The sequence below is a fragment of the Microvirga sp. CF3062 genome, from assembly GCF_036314045.1.
Taxonomy (GTDB): domain Bacteria; phylum Pseudomonadota; class Alphaproteobacteria; order Rhizobiales; family Beijerinckiaceae; genus Microvirga.
In genome coordinates, this window is sequence record NZ_JAYGGN010000003.1 from 377,575 (window position 1) to 396,642 (window position 19,068).

A 19,068-nucleotide genomic window follows, 5' to 3' on the forward strand; every position below is an offset into this window, starting at 1 on the left:
CGACAGATGCGTCCCGCACCCACACCCGTGCCCCCTCCGGAGACGGAAGTCGAACCGCCTGGCGTTCCGGGGCTCTCCGGCCTGCTGACCCTGGCCGTGTGTGTCGTCGTGCTGGCTGCGCTCTATGTCGGGCGGGAAGTATTCCTGCCTGTGGTGCTCGCCATCCTGCTGGCGTTCGTGCTCGCGCCGTTCGTCGAGCTGCTGCGTCGGTCGCGCCTGAGTCGGGTGCCGGCCGTCATCATTGCCGTGCTGGTCGCCTTGGGGATCATCGTGTCCCTGGCCACTGTCATCGGCTTCCAGGTGGCGGGTCTGGCAACCGACCTGCCACGCTATCAGAGCACCATCGAGACCAAGATCGGCTCCTTACGCGAGGGATCGCTCGGCAAGTTGCCGGCACTCCTAAAGGATTTCGGCCGGCGCTTCGACCGGGCCGTCGCAGAGCCGCCGCCGGAACAGCAGGCGCAAGCGCCTTCCAATCCCGCCACGTCCCTGCCACCCGAGGAGCCGAGGCCTCTCCCGGTGGAGGTGCACGAGCCTGATCCGACGCCGGCCCAGGTCGCCCGGAATGTGCTGTTGCCCCTGCTCGAGCCCCTGGCCACTATGGGCATCGTGTTTGTGGTTCTGGTCTTCATCCTTATGCAGCGCGAGGACTTGCGTGACCGCATGATCCGCCTGTTCGGGGCCAGCGACCTGCATCGCGCCACGGCCGCCATGGACGATGCCGCGCGGCGCCTCAGCCGCTACTTCCTGACCCAGTTGGCTCTGAACGCGTCCTTCGGTGTCGTGGCAGCGGCCGGCCTGTGGCTGATCGGGGTGCCGAGCCCGATCCTGTGGGGCGTCTTTGCGGCCTTGATGCGCTTTGTGCCTTATATCGGATCGTTCCTGGCCGCCGTACCGCCGATCCTGCTCGCGGCTGCGGTCGATCCCGGCTGGACCATGGCCTTGATGACCCTGGCGCTCTACGCCATTGGCGAGCCCCTGATGGGCCATGTGGTCGAGCCCATCGTCTATGGGCAGAGCACGGGTCTTTCGCCTTTTTCGGTCGTCATCTCGGCCATCTTCTGGACCTGGCTCTGGGGACCGGTCGGCCTGCTGATCGCAACACCCCTGACTCTCTGCCTGGTGGTGCTGGGGCGCCATGTGGAGCGGCTCGAGTTCCTCGACGTGCTTCTCGGCGACAGGCCAGCCCTGACGCCGGACGAGAACCTCTACCAGCGCATGCTTGCGGGCGATCCGGACGAAGCCTTGGAATCCGCCGAACTGCTCCTGAAGGAACGCTCGCTGACCTCCTACTACGATGAGGTTGCCCTGAGAGGGCTCCAGCTCGCGGCCAACGATGCGACGCGCGGCGTTCTTACCCATCGCCAGCTCGATCAGGTCAGGGATGTGATCCGCGCACTGGTTCAGGATCTGGGCGGGCATGACGATGTGGAGCCTGAACCGGAGGATACCGAGGATGAGCCGGTGGCATCTCCTGCGAGCGAGAGGCCTGCCAACAAGGATCCGGCGGCGCCCGAGGCACTGCCGGAGGAGAGCCGGATTCCGGAAGCCTGGAGGGCGGAAGGGGCGGTGCTGTGCATCGCGGGTCGCGGGCCTCTCGACGAGGCAGCGTCGGAAATGCTCGCGCAACTCCTGAGCAAGCATGGGCTCGGCACCCGCGTGGTGCCGCATGAGGCCGTGTCGCGCCGGCAGATCTTCAACCTGGACATGACCGGCGTGCAGATGGTGTGCATCAGCTACCTGGAGATCAGCGGCACGCCGGCCCATCTGCGCTATCTGCTGCGGCGGCTGAAGCAGAAGTCGAAGGCTCCGACCGTGGTTGGCCTATGGCCTGCGGAGGATGCCGTGCTGAAGAGCGAGACGATGCGCGCGACACTCGGCGCCAATTATTATGTCTCGTCCCTGCGCGATTCTGTGGTGCAGTGCCTGAAGGTGGCCACCGGCGAGGAGAAGCTGCCGGAGTCTGTCAACTCGTCGGGCATGAATGAAGCAACGGCAGCCAAGCGACTGCCGTTGCCTGCTTGATGATGCCTTAAGCCGCCTCTTCCTTCAGGAAGTTCTCGGCATAGTGGCAGGCGACCTGCCGCCCGTCGAGTTCCCGCAGGACAGGACGCTCGACCTTGCAGCGCTCGGTCACATAGGGGCAGCGGGTGGAGAACACGCAGCCCTTCGGCGGGTTGAGCGGCGAGGGAAGTTCCCCCTTCAGCACGATGCGCTTGCGCTTCACGCCGGTGATGCCGGGCGTGGAGGAGAGAAGCGCCTGCGTGTAGGGATGCAGCGGACGCGCGTAGATCTTCTCCTTCGGCCCATGCTCGACCGCGTGGCCCAGGTACATGACCAGCACGTCATGGGCGATGTGCCGGACGACGCCGAGGTCGTGCGAGATGAAAAGATAGGCAAGCCCCAACTCTTCCTGCAGGTCGGCGAGAAGGTTGAGCACCTGCGCCTGGATCGATACGTCGAGCGCCGAGACCGGCTCATCCGCCACCACGAGCTTCGGCGAGAGCATGAGCGCACGGGCAATCGCAATGCGCTGGCGCTGGCCGCCGGAGAACATGTGCGGATAGCGGTCGTATTGCTCGGGCCGCAGGCCCACCTTCGCCATCATGGCCCGCGCACGCTCGGTGCGCTCGGAACTCGAGAGCTTGGTGTTGATGGCCAGCGGCTCCTCCAGGATCGTGCCCACCTTCTTGCGCGGGTTGAGCGAACCATAAGGGTTTTGGAAGACGAACTGCACCATGCGGCGCAGATCCTTGGCGTAGTTTGCCGGCGGGTTGACCGCATCGATGCCGTCAAGGGTGAGCTGACCCTCGGTCGGCCTCTCGATGAGCGTCACCATGCGGGCGAGCGTGGACTTGCCGCAGCCGGACTCGCCCACGACCGCAAGGGTCTTGCCGGGCTCGATGGCAAAGGAAATGCCGCCAACGGCCTGCAGGTTGGCCGGCTCCTTGAACAGGCCGCGCTTGATTTTGTAGACCTGCTTCAGGCCCTTGGCTTCGACAACGGGAGCCTTCACGACGCAGCCTCCGTTCCAACGGGATGATCATGCTGAATTTCGGCGTTCCGGTTAGGATCGCCGAGCGGATAATGGCAGCGGATATGGCCGCCCGCCCAGGAGCGCAGGTCAGGGCGCACGTTGCGCGAATGCTCGGTGGCATAGGCGCAGCGCGGACTGAACAGGCAGCCCTTCGGACGGTCGTAGAGGCCGGGCACCACGCCGGGGATCGTCGCCAGACGGCCGCCTTCGCTGCGCTCAGGGAGCGCTGCCAGCAAGGCCGCCGTGTAGGGGTGCTGCGGCGACGCAAAGAGGTCGTCGGCGGAGCGCTCCTCCATGATCTGCCCGGCATACATCACCATCACGCGCTTGGCGGTGTCGGCCACCACGCCCATGTTGTGGGTGATCATGACGAGACCCATGTTGCGCTCCTTCTGGAGCGATACGAGCAGGTCGAGGATCTGCGCCTGGATCGTCACGTCGAGAGCGGTGGTGGGCTCGTCGGCGATGAGCAGCTTCGGATTGCAGGCGATGGCCATGGCGATCATCACGCGCTGGTTCATGCCGCCCGACATCTGGTGCGGATAGGCAGACAGCCGGCTTTCCGGTGAGGGGATGCCGACCTGACCAAGAAGTTCGACGGCCCGGCGCTCGGCAGCCTTGCGATCCATGCCCTCGTGCAGACGCAGGGTTTCCGTGAGCTGGAAGCCGATCGTGAAGGACGGGTTGAGGCTGGTCGTCGGCTCCTGGAAGATCATCGCGACATCTTTGCCGGTGAGCTTGCGCCGGTCCTTGTCCGAGATCGTCAGGAGGTCGCGGCCGTTGAACATGAGCTTGTCGGCTCTCACTCGGCCCGGGTAGGGGATCAGGCCCATGAGGGCCAGCATGGTGACGCTTTTGCCGGAGCCGGACTCGCCCACGACGCCGAGAACCTCGCCCTCTTCGAGCTTGAGGCTCACGCCGTCGACGGCTCGCATGATGCCGCCTTGGGTCGGGAATTCGACCGACAGGTTTTCAATTTCAACAAGAGCCATGATCAGCGCTTCAGTTTTGGATCGAAGGCGTCGCGAAGACCGTCGCCTAGAAGATTGAAGGCAAGCACCGTGATGAGGATCGCAAGTCCTGGGAAGGTGACGACCCACCAGGCGCGGAGAACGAACTCGCGGGCATCGGCCAGCATGGTGCCCCATTCAGGTGATGGTGGCTGCGCGCCAAGGCCAAGGAAGCCCAGGGCTGCCGCGTCCAGAATCGCGGTGGAGATACCGAGAGATGCCTGCACGATCAGAGGAGCGGCGCAGTTCGGCAGCACTTCCCTGAACATCAGGCGCGTCGTGCCGGCACCGCTCACGCGGGCCGCCGTCACGTAATCCTTGGACGTTTCGGTGATCACTGCTGCGCGGGCAAGGCGCACGTAATGCGGCAGGATCACCAGGGCGACCGCCAGCATGGCGTTCATCAGGCCGGGGCCCAGCACCGCCACGATCACGATGGCGAGCAGAAGGCTCGGCAGCGTGAGGATGATGTCCATCAGGCGCATGATGAAGATCTCGGTCAGGCCGCGGAAGAAGCCTGCCACGAGGCCGAGAACGGTGCCGATCGCGATGGAGATCGCCACCACCACGATGCCGATGAGAAGCGACAGCTGCGCGCCGTAGATCAGGCGGGACAGGATATCGCGGCCGATGGGATCCGTGCCGAGCGGGTAGGCGATCGAGCCGCCCTCCTGCCAGAACGGCGGCTTCAGGGCGATCGTGGTGTTGGTGAGATTCGGATCGTGGGGGGCGATCACATCGGCCAGCAGCGCCACAAGCACGACCGCGACAATGATCACGAGACCGGCGACGGCACCGTGGTTGGAGCTGAAATAGCCCCAGAACTCGCGCAAGGGGTGAGGGGGAGTGGCCGTCGGCGCGGCGACGGCCGGAGCTTCCATGGTTTCAGTGGTCATCGCGTATGCCTGATGCGAGGATTGATGAGGCCGTAGGCGAGGTCGACGAGAAGGTTCACGCTCATGACGACCATGCCGAGCAGCAGCGCACCGCCCTGCAGGACGGGATAATCGCGGCGGAAAATGGCGTCGATAAGCCACTTGCCTACGCCCGGCCAGGAGAAGATCGTCTCGGTGAGGATCGCGCCGGTGAACATCACGCCGATCTGCAGGCCGATGACCGTCACGACGGGGATCAGCGCATTGCGCAGGGCATGCAGGGCAACGATCCGGAACTGGGAGAGACCCTTGGCCTTGGCGGTCCGGATGTAGTCCTCGCCGAGAACCTCCAGCATCGCCGAGCGCGTCATGCGGGCGATCACTGCGAGCGGCACCGTGCCCAGCACGATGGTAGGCAGGATCAGGTGCTTGACCGCCGACCAGAAGGCCTCCGGCTCATCCGACAGGAGCGTGTCGATCAGCAGGAATCCGGTCGTCGCTTCGATGTAGTACAGCACGTCGATGCGGCCGGAGACGGGTGTCAGGTCGAATTGCACCGAGAACAGCAGGATGAGGATGAGGCCCCACCAGAAGATCGGCATGGAATAACCGGCGAGCGAAATGCCCATGACTCCATGGTCGAAGATCGAGTTTCGCCTGATAGCCGCGATGATGCCGGCCGGAAGACCGAGCAGAAGCGCGAAGAGGATCGCGCAGGTGGCAAGCTCGATGGTGGCCGGGAACAGCGCCGAGAACTCGCTCAGCACCGGCTCCTGCGTGATCATGGACTTGCCGAGATCGCCCTGGAGGACGCGGGAGAGATAAATCCCGTACTGGACGAGGATCGGCTGATCGAAGCCGTATTCCTTGCGGAGCTGCTCATGGCGCGCAGGATCGATCCCGCGTTCGCCGGCAAGGGTTTCAATCGGATCGCCTGGCACGAGGCGGATCAGGAAGAAGGCCAGCAATGTGATCCCGAGAAAGGTCGGGATGATCAGGCTGACTCGAGTGAGGATGAAGCGGAGCATCGGCCGAATGTAAAAAGGCGGAGCGGCCTCAAAAGCCGCTCCGCCGTAGGTTGAAGGGAAGTGAGCTTACTTGCTGTTGATGTCCACGCCGTAGAAGGTGTGGCGACCGAACGGCGAGAGCTTGAAGTCCACGACTTCCTTGCGGATCGGCTTCAGCTGCACGGCGTGAGCCACCGTGAACCAGGGAGCCTGCTCCTTGAAGATCTTCTGAGCTTCTTCATAGAGCTTGGTGCGCTCGGCTTGGTTCGTGGTGACCTTCGCCTTCGTCACGAGATCGTCGAAGGGCTTGTGGCAGAACTTCGCGATGTTCGAGCCGGAAGCGCTCTGCGCCGAGGCGCAGCCCAGCAGGGTGTGCAGGAAGTTGTCCGGGTCACCGTTGTCGCCGGTCCAGCCGAGCTGGGCCATCTGGTGCTCGCCGGCCTGGGCCCGCTTGCGGTACTCGCCCCACTCGAAGCTCTTGATCTCGGCCTTCACGCCGATCTTGGCGAGGTCGGCCTGCATGAGCTCGGCGATGCGGCGTGCATTCGGGTTGTAGGGACGCTGAACCGGCATCGCCCACAGGTCGGTTTCCATCCCGTTCGGGAAGCCAGCCTCGGCGAGCAGCTTCTTGGCGGCTTCCGGGTTGTACTCGTCTTCCTTCACGGAGTCGTTGTACGACCACATGGACGGCGGGATCGGGTTCTTGGCAGGAACGCCCGAGCCGAGGAACACGGCGTCGACGATCGCCTTCTTGTTCATGGCCATGTTGAAGGCCTTGCGGACGCGCACGTCGTCGAAGGGCTTCTTCGTGGTCTGGTAGGCAAGGTAGCCAACGTTCAGGCCGGCCTGCTCAAGGATCTGGACGTTCGGATCCTTCTTCATGGCCTCGAGGTCAGCCGGGTTCGGATACGGCATGACGTGGCATTCGCCCTTCTGGAGCTTCGCCCAGCGCACCGAGGCGTCCGGCGTGATCGAGAAGACGAGATCGTCGATCTTCGCCTTGCCAGCCCAGTACTCAGGGAAAGCCTTGTAGCGGATGATGGCGTCCTTCTGGTACTGCACCAGGGAGAACGGGCCCGTGCCGATCGGCTCTTGGTCAATCTTCTCCGGGGTGCCGGCCTTCAGCATGGCATCGGCGTATTCCTTCGACTGCACGCTCGACCACATCATGGCGAGGTTGGCGAGGAAGGGAGCCTCGGGCTGATTGATGGTGATGCGGATCGTGTTGTCGTTCACCTTCTCCACCGACTTCAGCAGCTTGGGCATGCCCATGTCGTTGAAGTAGGAGTGGTTCGGGCTCGTGACCTTGAAGAAGGCGTTATCTTCCTTCCACTGGCGCTCGAACATGAACACGATGTCATCGGCGTTCATGTCGCGGGTCGGCTTGAAATTCTTGTTGGAGTGCCACTTCACGCCCTTGCGCAGGGTGAAGGTGTACACCATGCCGTCGGCGGAAACTTCCCACTTCTCGGCGAGGCTGGGGACGACCTTGGTGCCGCCGCGCTCGAACTCGACGATGCGGTTGTAGATCTGCTCAGCGGCGTCGAAGGACGTGCCGGTGGTGTTCACGCCGGGGTAGAAGTTCTCCGGGCTGCCTTCCGAGCAGTAAACGAGGGTCTTGGCGGCCAGGGGAGCGGCGGCCAGGAAGGCCGGAACGCAGATGGCTGCGAAAAGGGCTGATTTTTTCATTACCTGTAGTCCTCTGAGACGGCTCTAGTCGTGGCCGTTCTGTGACGGAGTTAAGGTGCGAAGCCCCGATATTGTCAATCTGTCCATGCAACAATGGATAATTTTTAGAGAGAATTAACCATTTTCTGCCCATGCGGCAGCCTCAAAGCGCGCTTTTCTGGTCAAATTTCCGCGATTCCACATAATCTTGGCCAACCCCTGTCAAGGGCAGGTTTTTCCACAGTCGGGCGAGGGGTTGACCTTGCCCGTGAACCTATCATTCCTGCTTCCGACCGGCCGCCTCACCGACCTTCGCGGCAAGCTCGGCACGGCTGAAGGGCTTGTGCAGCATCAAATAGCCATCCGGAACGCGCGTGGGATCAGCGTATCCGGTCACGAGAAGGACGCCGAGACCTGGCCGGGTCTCATGGGCCTTCTCGGCGAGATCGGTTCCCGTCATGCCGGGCATCGCAAAATCCGCGATCAGCAGATCGAGCTGGTCGTCGGCCTTCAGGATGTCCAGGGCCGTGGCTCCATCGGCCGCTTCTACGACCCGATGGCCCATCTCGCTCAGATAGGCTGATGTTACCGTACGCACTTCCGCATCGTCATCCACGAGCAGGATGCGGACCTTGCGAACATCGGGGGCGGTGGACTGCTCCTCGTGATGCCTGCCGTCATGTGTCTTGGCGGCGCGTGAGAGATAGAGTTCCACCGTCGTGCCGACACCAACCGTGCTGTGAATCGTCACCGTGCCGCCGGATTGCTGCGCAAGACCATAGACCATAGGCAGACCCAGGCCCGTGCCCTTGCCTACTTCCTTCGTAGTGAAGAAGGGCTCCAGCACCCGCGCCAGGACCTCCGGCGGAATGCCGGTGCCGGTATCGGCCACCGAGATCACCACGTAATCCCCGCCGGTGAGATCGGTGATCCGGCCTTCCCCGATCACCTCGTTGCGGGTCGCGAGGGTGAGAACCCCGTTCTCGGCCATGGCATCCCGGGCATTGATGCACAGGTTCAGGATGGCCAGTTCGAGCTGGTCCGGGTCGACCATGGCGGTCCAGAGATCATCCGCGAGATGCCGCTCGATCCGAATCACGCCGCCGAGCGTGCGGGACAGGAGATCGCTCATGCCGGCGATGACCTGGTTCACGTCCACAGCCTGCAAACGCAGGTCCCGCTGGCGGCTGAAGCTCAGGAGCCTCTGGGTCAGTGATGCGCCCCGTTCCGCCGCATAGGTGGCATTCTGCAGGAGGCGCGTCAGGCGCGGGTCGTCGGGAGCCCGGCGCGAGGCGAGGTCCAGGCTGCCGAGCACAGCCATCAGCAGGTTGTTGAAATCGTGGGCCACGCCGCCGGCGAGGGTGCCGAGCGCCTGCATCTTGTCGGCCTGGCGCAGGCGCATCTCCATCAGCTTGCGCTCCGTGATGTCGCGCTCGATGGTGGCGAGATTGGTAACAGTTCCCTGACCGTCGAGGATCGGGATGTGGTTGATGAGACACCACTGTGTCTTGCCGTCGGGCAGGGTACGCTCCTCGATGACCTCGTCGGGCTGGCGCGCTTGAATAGCGCGGCGCTCCGCCTCCTCGATCATCGTCGCCCGCTCAGGCGAGACGTAATCCCTTTCCTTGCGACCCAGGCAGTCGCCGGCCGTGCATCCGAGGCTCCTGGCCTTGCCGGCGTTCAGGCGCACGAAGCGGCCTTCCAGATCCTTGAACGAGATCAGATCGCCCGTGCTTTCCATCAGTCCGTGCAGGAGCGCGCGTTCGGTATCGAGTTCCCGTGCCAGCAGGCGCCGCTGATAGGCGGCGGCAACCATGTTGGAGAGGGCGGTGGGATCCCAGGGCTTTGGCACATAGGCCATGATGCGGCCTTTGTTGACCGCGCCGATAACCGCCTTCAGATCCGCATAGCCTGTAAGGAGAATCGCCTCTGCATCGGACACATCCCGGGCCTTGGCCAGAAACTCGTCGCCCTGCATCTCAGGCATGCGCTGATCCGAGATGATGATGGCCACTTCCGGCTCGTGGCGGAGAATGTCGAGCGCTTTGGTCGGAGATGAGGCCGTCAGCACCCGGTAATCATTCTCGAACAGGTCTTCGAGCGCGACCAGAATGTCCGGCTCATCATCGACGACCAGGATCGTCCCATTCGTTGAAGTCATCTCGCTCGGCAAGGTCATGAAACAATCTGCCTCGGGATCGTGATGATGAAGCTGGCACCGCCTGCCGGCCCCGCATTCACCATGATCGACCCCTTGTGGGCCTGGACGACGCTATAGGCGATGGCCAGTCCAAGTCCAGTTCCAGACCCGACAGGTTTGGTCGTGAAGAACGGTTCGAAGATTCGTTCCCGCAATTCAGGTGGGATACCCGGTCCCGTATCGCTGATCCTGATCGTATAGGTTGTCTCATTGCTTTCGGTTTCAATGTCTATGCCGCCGGTTCCCCTGATGGCATCGGCCGCATTGCCGACAATGTTCATCACGACCTGGTTGAGCAGGGCGGGCGAACAGTAGAGATCCGGAACCGCATTGTAGCGGCGTCGCACGTCGATTCGGGTTCCCAGCTTGTGGCCCAGGAGAGCCAGCACGGTCTCGATCGATTCGGGCACGTTGACGGTCTGGAAATCGCCTTCGTCCAGGCGCGAGAAGCGCCGGAGGTTCAGGACAAGCTCCTGGATCCGGCCAAGCCCCAGCTTCATCGCGCCGATCCGGTCGAGGGATTTCCGGACCTGCCGCTCGAGGCCAGCCTCGGGCGGAAGCTTTCCCTCGACCTCCGTGAGAAGCCGTTCGACGGTTCCCTGATGTGCCTGGATGAAGGCCAGGGGATTGTTGATCTCGTGGGCGATGCCGGCCACCAATTCGCCGAGAGAGGCCATCTTGGCGGCCTGGACGAGCTGCGCCTGGGTTCCCTTCAGGAGATCGTTGGCCTCTTCCAGCTCGCGATTCGCCTTGGCGAGCGCCTCAGCCGAAGCGGCTTCGGCCCGGGCCCGGGCGAGGGCGATCTCGCGCTCGCGCAGCTCCGCCTCGATGCGCCAGTTCTCGTCCTGCATGAGCTTGCGCCGGACGAGCGCACGGATGCGCACCCGCATCCCATCGGCCTCGATGCTCGTGGGAACGATATCGTCGATGCCTGCTGTAAAGGCCCGAGAGAGGAGCTGCCCGCCCTCCTCGTTGCCGAGGCCCACGATGGCAAAGCTCGGAGCATCCGCCCCCGGCAGAGGCGCCAGACCGCGGTAGAGGTTCAACTGACGACAGAGCTCAATGCCGTCGAAGCCCGGACTGAGCAGGTTCACCAGAATGCAGTCCCAAGTGGCATCAGCCGAGCGGACGAGCCGCAGGGCTTCCACAGGACCCGGAACCGCCGTGACCGCATAGCCCTCATGGGCCAGCATGTCCTGGAGGTAGGTGCGGCGAGTGAGGCTGTCGTCCGCGATCAGAATACAGGCCCGGCGGAACGTTCCGAAGCTGGGAGATTGCCGCTCCTCCTGCTCATCGCTGATGAGCGATGGGCGTCGGCGCAGAAGCGCCTTGATCCGCAGGATGATCAGCTCCTGTTCGGCGGATTTGGAGATGTAGGCGTCCGCTCCGCTCTCCAGCCCCTGCCGCTCCACGGTGCGCTCCCGGGCCTCCGTGAGCATGATGACCGGAATGGCGCGGGTGCGAACGTTCAGGCGCATCTGCCGGGTCAGCTCATCCCCGTTCATGCCAGGCAGGTGATAATCGGCGATGACGAGATCGGGAAGCTTCTCGTTCAGCCCATCAAGGGCGGCTTCTGCGGTCGAGCGCCAGGACACATGGAAGCCGTTCGTCTCCAGCATGTGGCGCAGCTGCAGCGCCTGGGTCTCCGAATCCTCGACAAGAAGGATTTCGGCAGCCTGGGTCATGGGCCCCGTGCTCATTCGCCGTCTCCCCGGGCCAGGCGCAGGATGCGGGATGCGATCAGGTCGAGAGGCAGGCTGACATTGACGCCGCCCATGCGCGCCGCTGCCGCCGGCATGCCGTAGACGACGGCGGTGCTCTCATCCTCCGCCACCGCATAGCCGCCAGCCTGGCGCAGCTCGACGAGACCCTGGGCGCCATCCTCGCCCATGCCGGTGAGGATCACCCCCAGGCCCCTGCGGCCGACCGAGCGTGCCATCGACTGGAACAGCATGGTGGCCGAGGGGCGCTGGTTGCCGAGCGGCGGTTCGGCGCTCAGCTTCAGGGTGCCTGCGGAAGAGAGAAGCAGATGTCGGTCGCCGGGCGCCACATAGACCCGGCCCTGTGTCGGGATTTCCTGATCCTGAGCAAGGCGCACCTCGAGAGAGACCAGCCCATTCAGCCAGGAGGCGAAGCCTTCCATGAAGGGAGCGCCCATATGCTGCACGAGGAGGATCGGCAGTGGAAAGTCCGGAGGCAGGGCGCCGAGAACCTTTGCGAGCGCGGGCGGTCCGCCGGTCGAAGCGGCAATCCCCATGATGCTCGGGCGCGTCATGCTCCATTCCGGCTCGCTCCGGGATGGGCTGGTCTCACGCCACGAAGCAAACGAACGCTGCCGGACCACGGGCACCTGGCTCATGATGTAGAGCTGGGTGCAGATGGTGCTGGCGATAGCGGCATAGTCGGCGCTGGAGAGGCCCACGGGCTTCTCCACCACCGTGAGCGCGCCGGCCCGTAGCGCGTTCATGGAAATCTTGAGCGAGGAATCCTCGATGCTGTCGGCGATGACCACGATGGGCGTCGGGTGTTCCGCCATGATCCTGCGGGTGGCCTCCAATCCGTCCATTCCCGGCAAGCGAATATCCATGGATATCACGTCCGGCCGAACGCGGCCGATCTCCCGCAGCGCCTCCTCGGCGGAACTGACGGCGGCGGCCACCACAAGGCGAGGGTCGCTGGCAATGATATGGACGAGCAGCTGACGGACGACGAGGGAATCCTCGACGACCATCACCCGAACCCGAGACTGCGGCGCCATACTCATCCCACGGAACTCACAACACCTGTCCGATCGTGGCCAGCAGCTCGCGCTGATCGAACTTCTGCTTGGTAATATAGGCGCTCGCGCCGAGATCGAGACCCTTGCGCACGTCTTCCGGGTCGGCGCGGGACGTCATCAGGATCACCGGAAGGGCGGAAAGCCTCGGGTCGTTCTTGATTGCCTGCAGCAGACCGAAGCCATCCATGCGCGGCATTTCCACATCGGCGATCACGAGATCGATCATGGCCTCGCCAGAGCGCAGCACATGGAGGGCGTCGATCCCATCGACGCTGAGGACAACCTCGTATCCCTGCGCCTCCAGAATGCTCTTCTCCAGGGTGCGGGTGGTGATGGAATCATCGACCACGAGAATCGTCCTGGCTTGGCGTTCCTCTTCCTGCACCCACCCTGTGAGGCCCAGTCCTCCGGTCGCGAGGCGGCTTTCGTTCGTAAGCCAGTGCTCGATCAGCCTGTCCGGGCTGAGCACAAGCGCCGGCATCTCGTCATCGAGAAGCACGGTTCCCGAAACCAGATCGTTCAATCCGATGGCCTGAACATCGCTGACGAGCATCGTGCGCACGTCGTGGAGGGCGTTGACGGCAAAGGCGCAGGTTCGGGAGCCATGGCGGACGAGAACGGCTTTCACGTGTCCGGCCTCGGTAGGGAGGGGGGCATTGGGGGATCCTGTCAGAGCGGCAAGGGCGACGACCGGAACGACAACGTCCTGCCCCCCGATCTCGATCCGGGCTGCCGGTCGGCCCTCCACACTTTCCAGTGATTCGGTTCGGAGGCGCAGGAGACGCTCCACCGCGTGAGCGGGCAGGCCGAACATGCGGCCTTCCGCCTCAAGCAGAAGCAGTGGCTGACGGGCGGCCGTGAACGGAACGTTCAGCAGAACCTCCGTGCCATGCGGGTAGCGGGGCCGGAGCAGAACGGACCCTTGCAGCTTGCGGGCCGCTTCCGCCACAACGGACAGGCCTATGCCGCGGCCCGACAATCTGTCGACTTCACCGGCCGTCGAGAAGCCCGGCATGAAGACGAGGGAGAGCAACTGATCCATCATCGGTGGGGGGCTGGAGCCGCGGGGCTGAAGCAGTCCGCGTTCGATGGCGACCTGCTCGATCCGCGCGAGATCCGGGCCACGTCCGTCGTCGCGGATGCTGATAACCAAACGGCCGCCGCGTGAGGCCAACTCCAAGGTCACTTCGGCCCGTTCCGCCTTTCCCTTCGCAATCCGTTCGTGGGGCATTTCCGCGCCATGGCTCACGGCATTGCGCAGGAGATGCATCACGGGATCTTTGAGAGTCTGAAGCACCTGCCGGTCGACTTGAATATCAAGACCGATGCTGCGCACATGCACATCCCTATCGGCCTTGCGAGCGATCTCCCGCACCATGTGCCCGAAGCCGCCGAACACGGTTTCTGCCGAGACGAGCGATACCCGATCAATGTTCTCGCGGACCTGCCTGGCGGCCTGCTCAATGGACCAGCTCGACTGCCGCCGGTCACGCGTTACGGCGGAGATCCTGCGAAACAAACCTTTCAAGCCCTGGTCGAAATCGCGCAGGCGCGGCGTGAAAGATGCGGCACTGCGCTGGCCGGAAATAAACCCCTGCTGTGCGGCCACGCACGATGCGCTCATCTGCTCCTGGAGCTGATCCCAGCTCCGCCTCAAGCCGCGGATCTCAATCTCGATCTGCCGCAAGACATCATCAAGGCTTTCGTTCGCCTGCAGCTGCGTCAGAAGCTGATGCATGGAGGTGGAGAGTTCCTCCATCTGCTCGGCCGCCACGCGCAGGTATGAGCTACCGCCGGCGTCAGGGGAAGCGACTGTATCGGCTTTCGCAGGTGAAGGCTCTGGTTCGCGAGGTGCCGTCGCCAATGCAGGCGCGGGCTGCGTGCCAACGGGAGACGCCGAGGGCTTGAGAACGCCGGCGACGAGATCCTCGATCAGATCCAGATTGCGCCGCACCGTCGCGATCGTTGGCTCGTCGAGGGATTGCCGTCCCTCTAGAACCTGCGAGAACAGCGCCTCAAGCTGGTGCGCGACCTCTTCCACAGAAGGCAGATCGACGGCGCGGGCCGCGCCTTTCAGGCTGTGCGCCCGGCGAAAGACATCCGTCAGGTCGATCTCGCCCCGGTTAGCATGATCGAGCGCAGACCGGATCGCATCGAGATGTTCTCGATGTTCCGCCTCGAAGGCCGCCAGCAGCTGTTTGCGGATGTCCGTCACGATTCGCGCAACTCCGGTTCCGCCCTGTTACAGGCGGTAGCGTTCGGCGAGGCCGAGGAGCTGCTGCGAGAGCTGAGACAGATTGGCCGCTGCCGTGTCGAGCTGGCGTGTTCCGGCGGCTGTCTGCTGACTCGCCTGCCGAATGTTCTGCAGAGCGCCCATCACCTGCTCGATGCCGAGCTGCTGCTGGTTCGTTGAGGCGACGATCTGCTGGAAGGTCTGCACGCTTTCCTGAATCTGACCCGAGATGCCGGTAATCGTCTGCTGCGTGATGTCGGTGCGCTCCTTGCCGGCTGTCACGCGCTTGACGGCCTCTTCCGTCAGCATCACGGACGAGTTGATGCCGCGTTGAATGTCGCCCAGGATCGAGCGCACCTGCGTGGTCGCATCCTTCGCCTGATCGGCGAGTGTTTTCATCTCGGAGGCCACGACTGCGAAACTGCGGCCGCTCTCGCCGGCGGCGGCAGCCTCGATGGCTGCATTGAGAGCCAGAAGATGCGTGCGCTCGGAAATGTCGTTGACGGAGGCGATGATCTCGCCGACGGCCTGCGTCTTTTCGCTCAAGGCGACGATGTTTTCCGCCACCGCTTCGGCCTGCTCGCGGATCGCATCCATGGCGCGTGCGGTGTCGTCGACCGCCTGCAGGCCTGCCATGCTGGTCTGGGCCGCGGCTTGAGCGGACGCGATGACCTCCTGCGCACGCTTGCCGATCTGGGCGCCCGAATGGGTGATCTCGTCGACGGTCGCGGCGGTCTCCTGAACGGCAGCCAGTTGTTCCTCCACAGAGGCCGCCTGTTCCTGGGTCGAGGCGCGGATCTCGGCTGCGGCCGCATTCAGGTTCTCGGTCGCCTCGCGGCTCTGGCGCGCGAGCTGGCGCAGGCCCTCGACCATGGAGTTGAGCGTGGCGCCGAGATGTCCGATCTCGTCCTTGCCGGTCACGGCCATCTGACCGCCCAGCTCTCCGCGCCCGATCCGCTCGACGAAGCCCATGAAAGCACCGAGGGGTGTGATGATGGAAGAGCGCAGGAGATAGCTGATGATCAGGCTCAGCAACGCGGTACCGGCCACGGCGACGATGATGGAGGTTCGGCTTCTCTCGTAGATCTCGCCGGCCTGCCGCTGCCCGACGGCATTGGCCTCGGCCAGAACGGCCCTGGCATTGTCGAGGGTTCTGACCCATTCGCTGCGTCGCGCATCCAGGACAGCTTGAGTTCTCTGCATGGTGGCGAGATCGCCGCTCTGCAGTTCCGCGAATTGCCGCTCGCTTGCTGTTCGCAATTGGCGAAGACCTTCGTTGGCTTCCCTGAGCAGATCCGCGACCCGCTGCCAGGCGGCTCCGCGCTCTTGAGAGATCGACTGCGCGGCGAAGCCGTTTGTCATGGTTGTCGCCTGGGCGATATCTGTTTCCGTCTTTGCCGCCACCCTGTTCCATTCCTGGATGCGATCCTCGAAGGAAACCTGCTGGCCGAGCGCGCGCAGCAGGTAGCCTGCCATGATTTGCTGGCGCAGGTTGCGCATGACGTTCTGGTCATCGTCGATGACCTCCAGCTGGCGCATCAACGAGATGTCCCGCGAGACAATCCGTTCGGTGGTCTGACGAACGTCGTCGAGCCGGTTGATGGAGTAGAGGCCAAGCCCGACCATCAGGACAACTATGACGGTGAAGCCAAGAAGAATACGGTTGGCGATCGAGATCGACACGTCAGACTCCAGGAACAGGGGAAGAGGATAGGAAGGGGCGCAGAAGGCGCTCGGTGTCGAGAAGGGACAGGGTATCTCCCAGGTCGCCGGCGTCCTGAACACGCGCATAGCCGGTCACCGCCTCGGTCCGGAAGCCTGTGGCCTCCTCATCCGTCAGGGGATGGACATCGGCGACCGCATGGGCGCGCTCGACCCTGAGAGCCACTTGCGGCTGCTCGCGGCGGAGCAGCACGAAGTGATAGCTTCCATCCTCCGCGGAGGATGGCTCGATGCCCAGCGCGAGCGCAAGATCGATCACGCTCACCAGTCGTCCGCCTCGGCCGAACAGGCCGACCAGTGCCGGCGGTCCATCCGGAACGGGCATGTATTTCTGCGGGGGCAGCACCTCGGCGACGGCCTCGACAGGAATCCCGAAGCGCTCACGCCCTGAACCGCAGACGAGGGCGCGCGGCAGGGCCTGCGCCGGTAATGCCTCATCCTTGCGCCGCAATGCAAGAATCTCGGTTCTCTCATCGAGGATATGCTGCACCCGCTCCTCCGCCGAGCGGATCCTGCCCCTTTCGATCTGCCTCAGCTTGCGGCGCACCGATTTCGCCATGGTCATGCCTTCCGTCTGGACGGCGCTGCGGCGTCGAGGTGGATGCGCACCAGCTCACGCAGCTCCCTCGCGGTCACCCCGTCCCCCTCATTGAGCGGGCAATCATCAGCCGAGGCTGCGACGCTCTGGGCCGCATGAGTGAGGGAGCGCCTCCCTGGGGTCGATTTTCCCTCGGCGAGCAGCAGGAGTCCGAGATGGTAATGAGCCATGGCGAAGTTTTTATCGAGATAAAGGCTTTTAAGGAAGCTTTTCTCAGCCTCTTCAGGATGCCTCAGCGCGCGAAGAATGAGGCCATGGTAAAAATGCAGCGCGGCGCTCAGCGGCTCTTTCGTGAGAGCCTTCCGGCAGAGGTCGGCTGCCGCGGCGAAGTCGCCCGCATTGGCACGCGTCCTGATATCGCCAAGGAGGTCGCCTGCTTCCTGAGGAACGGGAAGAGGTGATGCCTTTTGTAGGATCGTCGTGAGACGCGGGAGGGCTGTTCTTTGAGCCGACGCTGCAGATCTCGGTTCAGGCAGGAGCGGTTTCCAATCCTGCAGTGTGGTCTTGGATTGCAGCGGAGCAGGCGCCGGCAATAGCGCATCGCTGGCGCCACGCCTGTAGGCAACAGTCCCTGGTAGGTTCAGGGTTTGCAACATCGTCGAGAAGACTGGATTAGGCTCGGCATGGCCCAACAGCATCCAGCCATCGTCGTCCAGGCGGTCGCGCAGAGCCCCGACGATTTGGGTAACCGTGTCGGGATGGAAGTAGATCAGGACGTTCCGGCATAGAATCAGGTCGAAGTCGGTGAGTTCGAGCGGCGATGTCCCGTCGAGAAGGCTCAGCAGGTTGTGCCGCTCGAAGCGCACCAGGGAGCGGAACTCTCGCCGCACCTCCCACTGCTCCTTGCCCGTGGTTACGAAGTAACGGTCACGCTGCTCATCCGGCATGGAGCGCAACGCCCATTTGCCGAACCGGGCCTGCCGGGCCGCTTTCAGGACGCTGTCGTTGATGTCGGTTCCGAGAATGCTGACGCGCCAAGCCCCGAGACCCTCCCCGAGGATCTCATTGATGAGAATGGCGAGCGAATAGGGCTCGGCTCCGGTGGAGCATCCGGCGCTCCAGATCCGCAGCCGTCGCGTAGCGGCCTTCCTGGCGATGATTTCGGGCAGGATGGTCTCGCGAAGAGCTGCAAACTGCTCCGCGTAGCGGAAGAAGAAAGTCTCGCCGATGGTAATCTCGGCCTCTAACTTTCCCCATTCGGCCGGACCCGAGATCGGATCGTCGAGCAGGGTCAGATAGGCGCTGGAACTGGAAAGGCCCGTGGCGCGCAGACGCTTGCGCACGCGCTCCCACAGCAGGTCATCCTTGTCCTGGTAGTAGAAATGTCCCGTGCGTTCGATCACACGGCTTTTCAGGTGAGGAAAGCCCGCATCGAGCAACGGAACAGGAATGGGCCGTGCGGCCATCAGGCCGGCACCGCCCATTCATCGAGGCGGCTCTGCGCCTGGCGCCCGAGCTCCGCCAGCGCCTGCTGTTCTTCGGCCAACAGGATTCGCTCGGCAGACAGGAGATGAGCGAGCCGGTCACCCCAGGTGACCTCCGCTTCGACGCAGCCGTTCAGGGTCTCCGCCTGCCGGACGTCGGAAACCTGAGTGGCGTTGACCGTCGCCACATCCAGAACCCGGTCGACAAGCAGCGCGGTGGGACCGGCTGAGCTGCCGGCTCCGATCAGGATCAGGTGGCGGTAGAGATCGGCCTCCGGATCGTCCTCACCTTTTTGAAGGCCGAACAGCACGTCGAGCCGGAGGACGGGAACTGCGTCTCCGCCGAGATTGAAGAAGCCTGCGACCGGCCGGGGCAGGACTGGCGGACGCCACAGGCGGGGCAGGGGCAGGAACTCGCGCACGGCGCTCCGGTGCAGAGCACAGGTGGTGCCGCACACGTCGAAGATGATGATCTGCAGGCTTGCCATGAATCAGATCGTGGGACGCCGGTTCCG

14 protein-coding genes are annotated in these 19,068 nt (G+C 63.8%); 1 reads left to right on the forward strand and 13 read right to left on the reverse strand.

The annotated features are described in order from the left end of the window. The first annotated feature begins 6 nt into the window (after positions 1-6). Positions 7-2,025 (forward strand): AI-2E family transporter, encoded by a 2,019-nt coding sequence (locus tag VB618_RS07940; protein ID WP_329796059.1) that lies wholly within the window; start codon positions 7-9, stop codon positions 2,023-2,025. 7 nt (positions 2,026-2,032) lie between these two features. Here VB618_RS07940 and VB618_RS07945 read toward each other — a convergent pair whose 3' ends face one another. The 13 genes from VB618_RS07945 to VB618_RS08005 form a co-directional block, all read right to left on the reverse strand. Next, positions 2,033-3,016, reverse strand: coding sequence for a peptide ABC transporter ATP-binding protein (locus VB618_RS07945; protein WP_329796060.1), 984 nt, complete (start codon positions 3,014-3,016; stop codon positions 2,033-2,035). Next, positions 3,013-4,029 (reverse strand): ABC transporter ATP-binding protein, encoded by a 1,017-nt coding sequence (locus VB618_RS07950; RefSeq protein ID WP_329796061.1) that lies wholly within the window; start codon positions 4,027-4,029, stop codon positions 3,013-3,015. Before VB618_RS07950 ends, VB618_RS07945 begins: the two co-directional genes overlap by 4 nt. 2 nt (positions 4,030-4,031) lie before the next feature. Beyond that, positions 4,032-4,943 carry an ABC transporter permease subunit gene (locus VB618_RS07955; RefSeq protein ID WP_329796062.1) on the reverse strand — a complete coding sequence of 304 codons (912 nt, stop codon included), beginning with the start codon at positions 4,941-4,943 and terminating at the stop codon, positions 4,032-4,034. Then, the gene (locus VB618_RS07960; protein ID WP_329796063.1) at positions 4,940-5,950 is read right to left on the reverse strand and encodes an ABC transporter permease subunit; all 1,011 of its coding nucleotides are present in this window, start codon (positions 5,948-5,950) and stop codon (positions 4,940-4,942) included. Before VB618_RS07960 ends, VB618_RS07955 begins: the two co-directional genes overlap by 4 nt. Before the next feature lie 66 nt (positions 5,951-6,016). Then, a complete protein-coding gene (locus VB618_RS07965) occupies positions 6,017-7,618 on the reverse strand; it encodes an ABC transporter substrate-binding protein (protein WP_329796064.1) in 1,602 nt (533 codons plus the stop codon). A gap of 256 nt (positions 7,619-7,874) precedes the next feature. Further along, positions 7,875-9,776, reverse strand: a complete 1,902-nt coding sequence (locus VB618_RS07970; protein ID WP_329796065.1) for a response regulator — start codon at positions 9,774-9,776, stop codon at positions 7,875-7,877. Next, positions 9,773-11,497, reverse strand: coding sequence for a response regulator (locus VB618_RS07975; RefSeq protein WP_329796066.1), 1,725 nt, complete (start codon positions 11,495-11,497; stop codon positions 9,773-9,775). The genes VB618_RS07970 and VB618_RS07975 overlap by 4 nt, the downstream gene beginning before the upstream one ends. After that, positions 11,494-12,561: a chemotaxis-specific protein-glutamate methyltransferase CheB gene (gene cheB / locus VB618_RS07980; RefSeq protein WP_329796067.1), complete on the reverse strand. Its 1,068-nt coding sequence runs from the start codon at positions 12,559-12,561 to the stop codon at positions 11,494-11,496. Before cheB ends, VB618_RS07975 begins: the two co-directional genes overlap by 4 nt. 10 nt (positions 12,562-12,571) lie before the next feature. After that, positions 12,572-14,791 carry a hybrid sensor histidine kinase/response regulator gene (locus VB618_RS07985; RefSeq protein ID WP_329796068.1) on the reverse strand — a complete coding sequence of 740 codons (2,220 nt, stop codon included), beginning with the start codon at positions 14,789-14,791 and terminating at the stop codon, positions 12,572-12,574. A gap of 27 nt (positions 14,792-14,818) precedes the next feature. Beyond that, positions 14,819-16,492 (reverse strand): methyl-accepting chemotaxis protein, encoded by a 1,674-nt coding sequence (locus VB618_RS07990; RefSeq protein ID WP_329796069.1) that lies wholly within the window; start codon positions 16,490-16,492, stop codon positions 14,819-14,821. 1 nt (position 16,493) lies between these two features. After that, complete coding sequence (locus tag VB618_RS07995) at positions 16,494-17,090, reverse strand: chemotaxis protein CheW (protein ID WP_329796070.1); 597 nt, start codon at positions 17,088-17,090, stop codon at positions 16,494-16,496. Between the two features lie 2 nt (positions 17,091-17,092). Next, positions 17,093-18,535 (reverse strand): CheR family methyltransferase, encoded by a 1,443-nt coding sequence (locus VB618_RS08000; RefSeq protein ID WP_329796071.1) that lies wholly within the window; start codon positions 18,533-18,535, stop codon positions 17,093-17,095. Beyond that, on the reverse strand, positions 18,535-19,041 hold the full coding sequence (locus tag VB618_RS08005; RefSeq protein ID WP_329796072.1) for a chemotaxis protein CheW: 507 nt from the start codon (positions 19,039-19,041) through the stop codon (positions 18,535-18,537). Before VB618_RS08005 ends, VB618_RS08000 begins: the two co-directional genes overlap by 1 nt. Between the last annotated feature and the right edge of the window lie 27 nt (positions 19,042-19,068).

Excerpts from the sequence above, each read along its gene's own strand:
- VB618_RS07950 (WP_329796061.1), bottom strand. The coding sequence starts at position 4,029 with ATGGCTCTTGTTGAAATTGAAAACCTGTCGGTCGAATTCCCGACCCAA.
- cheB (WP_329796067.1), bottom strand. The coding sequence starts at position 12,561 with ATGAGTATGGCGCCGCAGTCTCGGGTTCGGGTGATGGTCGTCGAGGAT.
- VB618_RS08000 (WP_329796071.1), bottom strand. The coding sequence starts at position 18,535 with ATGGCCGCACGGCCCATTCCTGTTCCGTTGCTCGATGCGGGCTTTCCT.
- VB618_RS07940 (WP_329796059.1), top strand. The coding sequence starts at position 7 with ATGCGTCCCGCACCCACACCCGTGCCCCCTCCGGAGACGGAAGTCGAA.
- VB618_RS07955 (WP_329796062.1), bottom strand. The coding sequence starts at position 4,943 with ATGACCACTGAAACCATGGAAGCTCCGGCCGTCGCCGCGCCGACGGCC.
- VB618_RS07970 (WP_329796065.1), bottom strand. The coding sequence starts at position 9,776 with ATGACCTTGCCGAGCGAGATGACTTCAACGAATGGGACGATCCTGGTC.
- VB618_RS07960 (WP_329796063.1), bottom strand. The coding sequence starts at position 5,950 with ATGCTCCGCTTCATCCTCACTCGAGTCAGCCTGATCATCCCGACCTTT.
- VB618_RS07965 (WP_329796064.1), bottom strand. The coding sequence starts at position 7,618 with ATGAAAAAATCAGCCCTTTTCGCAGCCATCTGCGTTCCGGCCTTCCTG.
- VB618_RS07975 (WP_329796066.1), bottom strand. The coding sequence starts at position 11,497 with ATGAGCACGGGGCCCATGACCCAGGCTGCCGAAATCCTTCTTGTCGAG.
- VB618_RS07995 (WP_329796070.1), bottom strand. The coding sequence starts at position 17,090 with ATGGCGAAATCGGTGCGCCGCAAGCTGAGGCAGATCGAAAGGGGCAGG.
- VB618_RS08005 (WP_329796072.1), bottom strand. The coding sequence starts at position 19,041 with ATGGCAAGCCTGCAGATCATCATCTTCGACGTGTGCGGCACCACCTGT.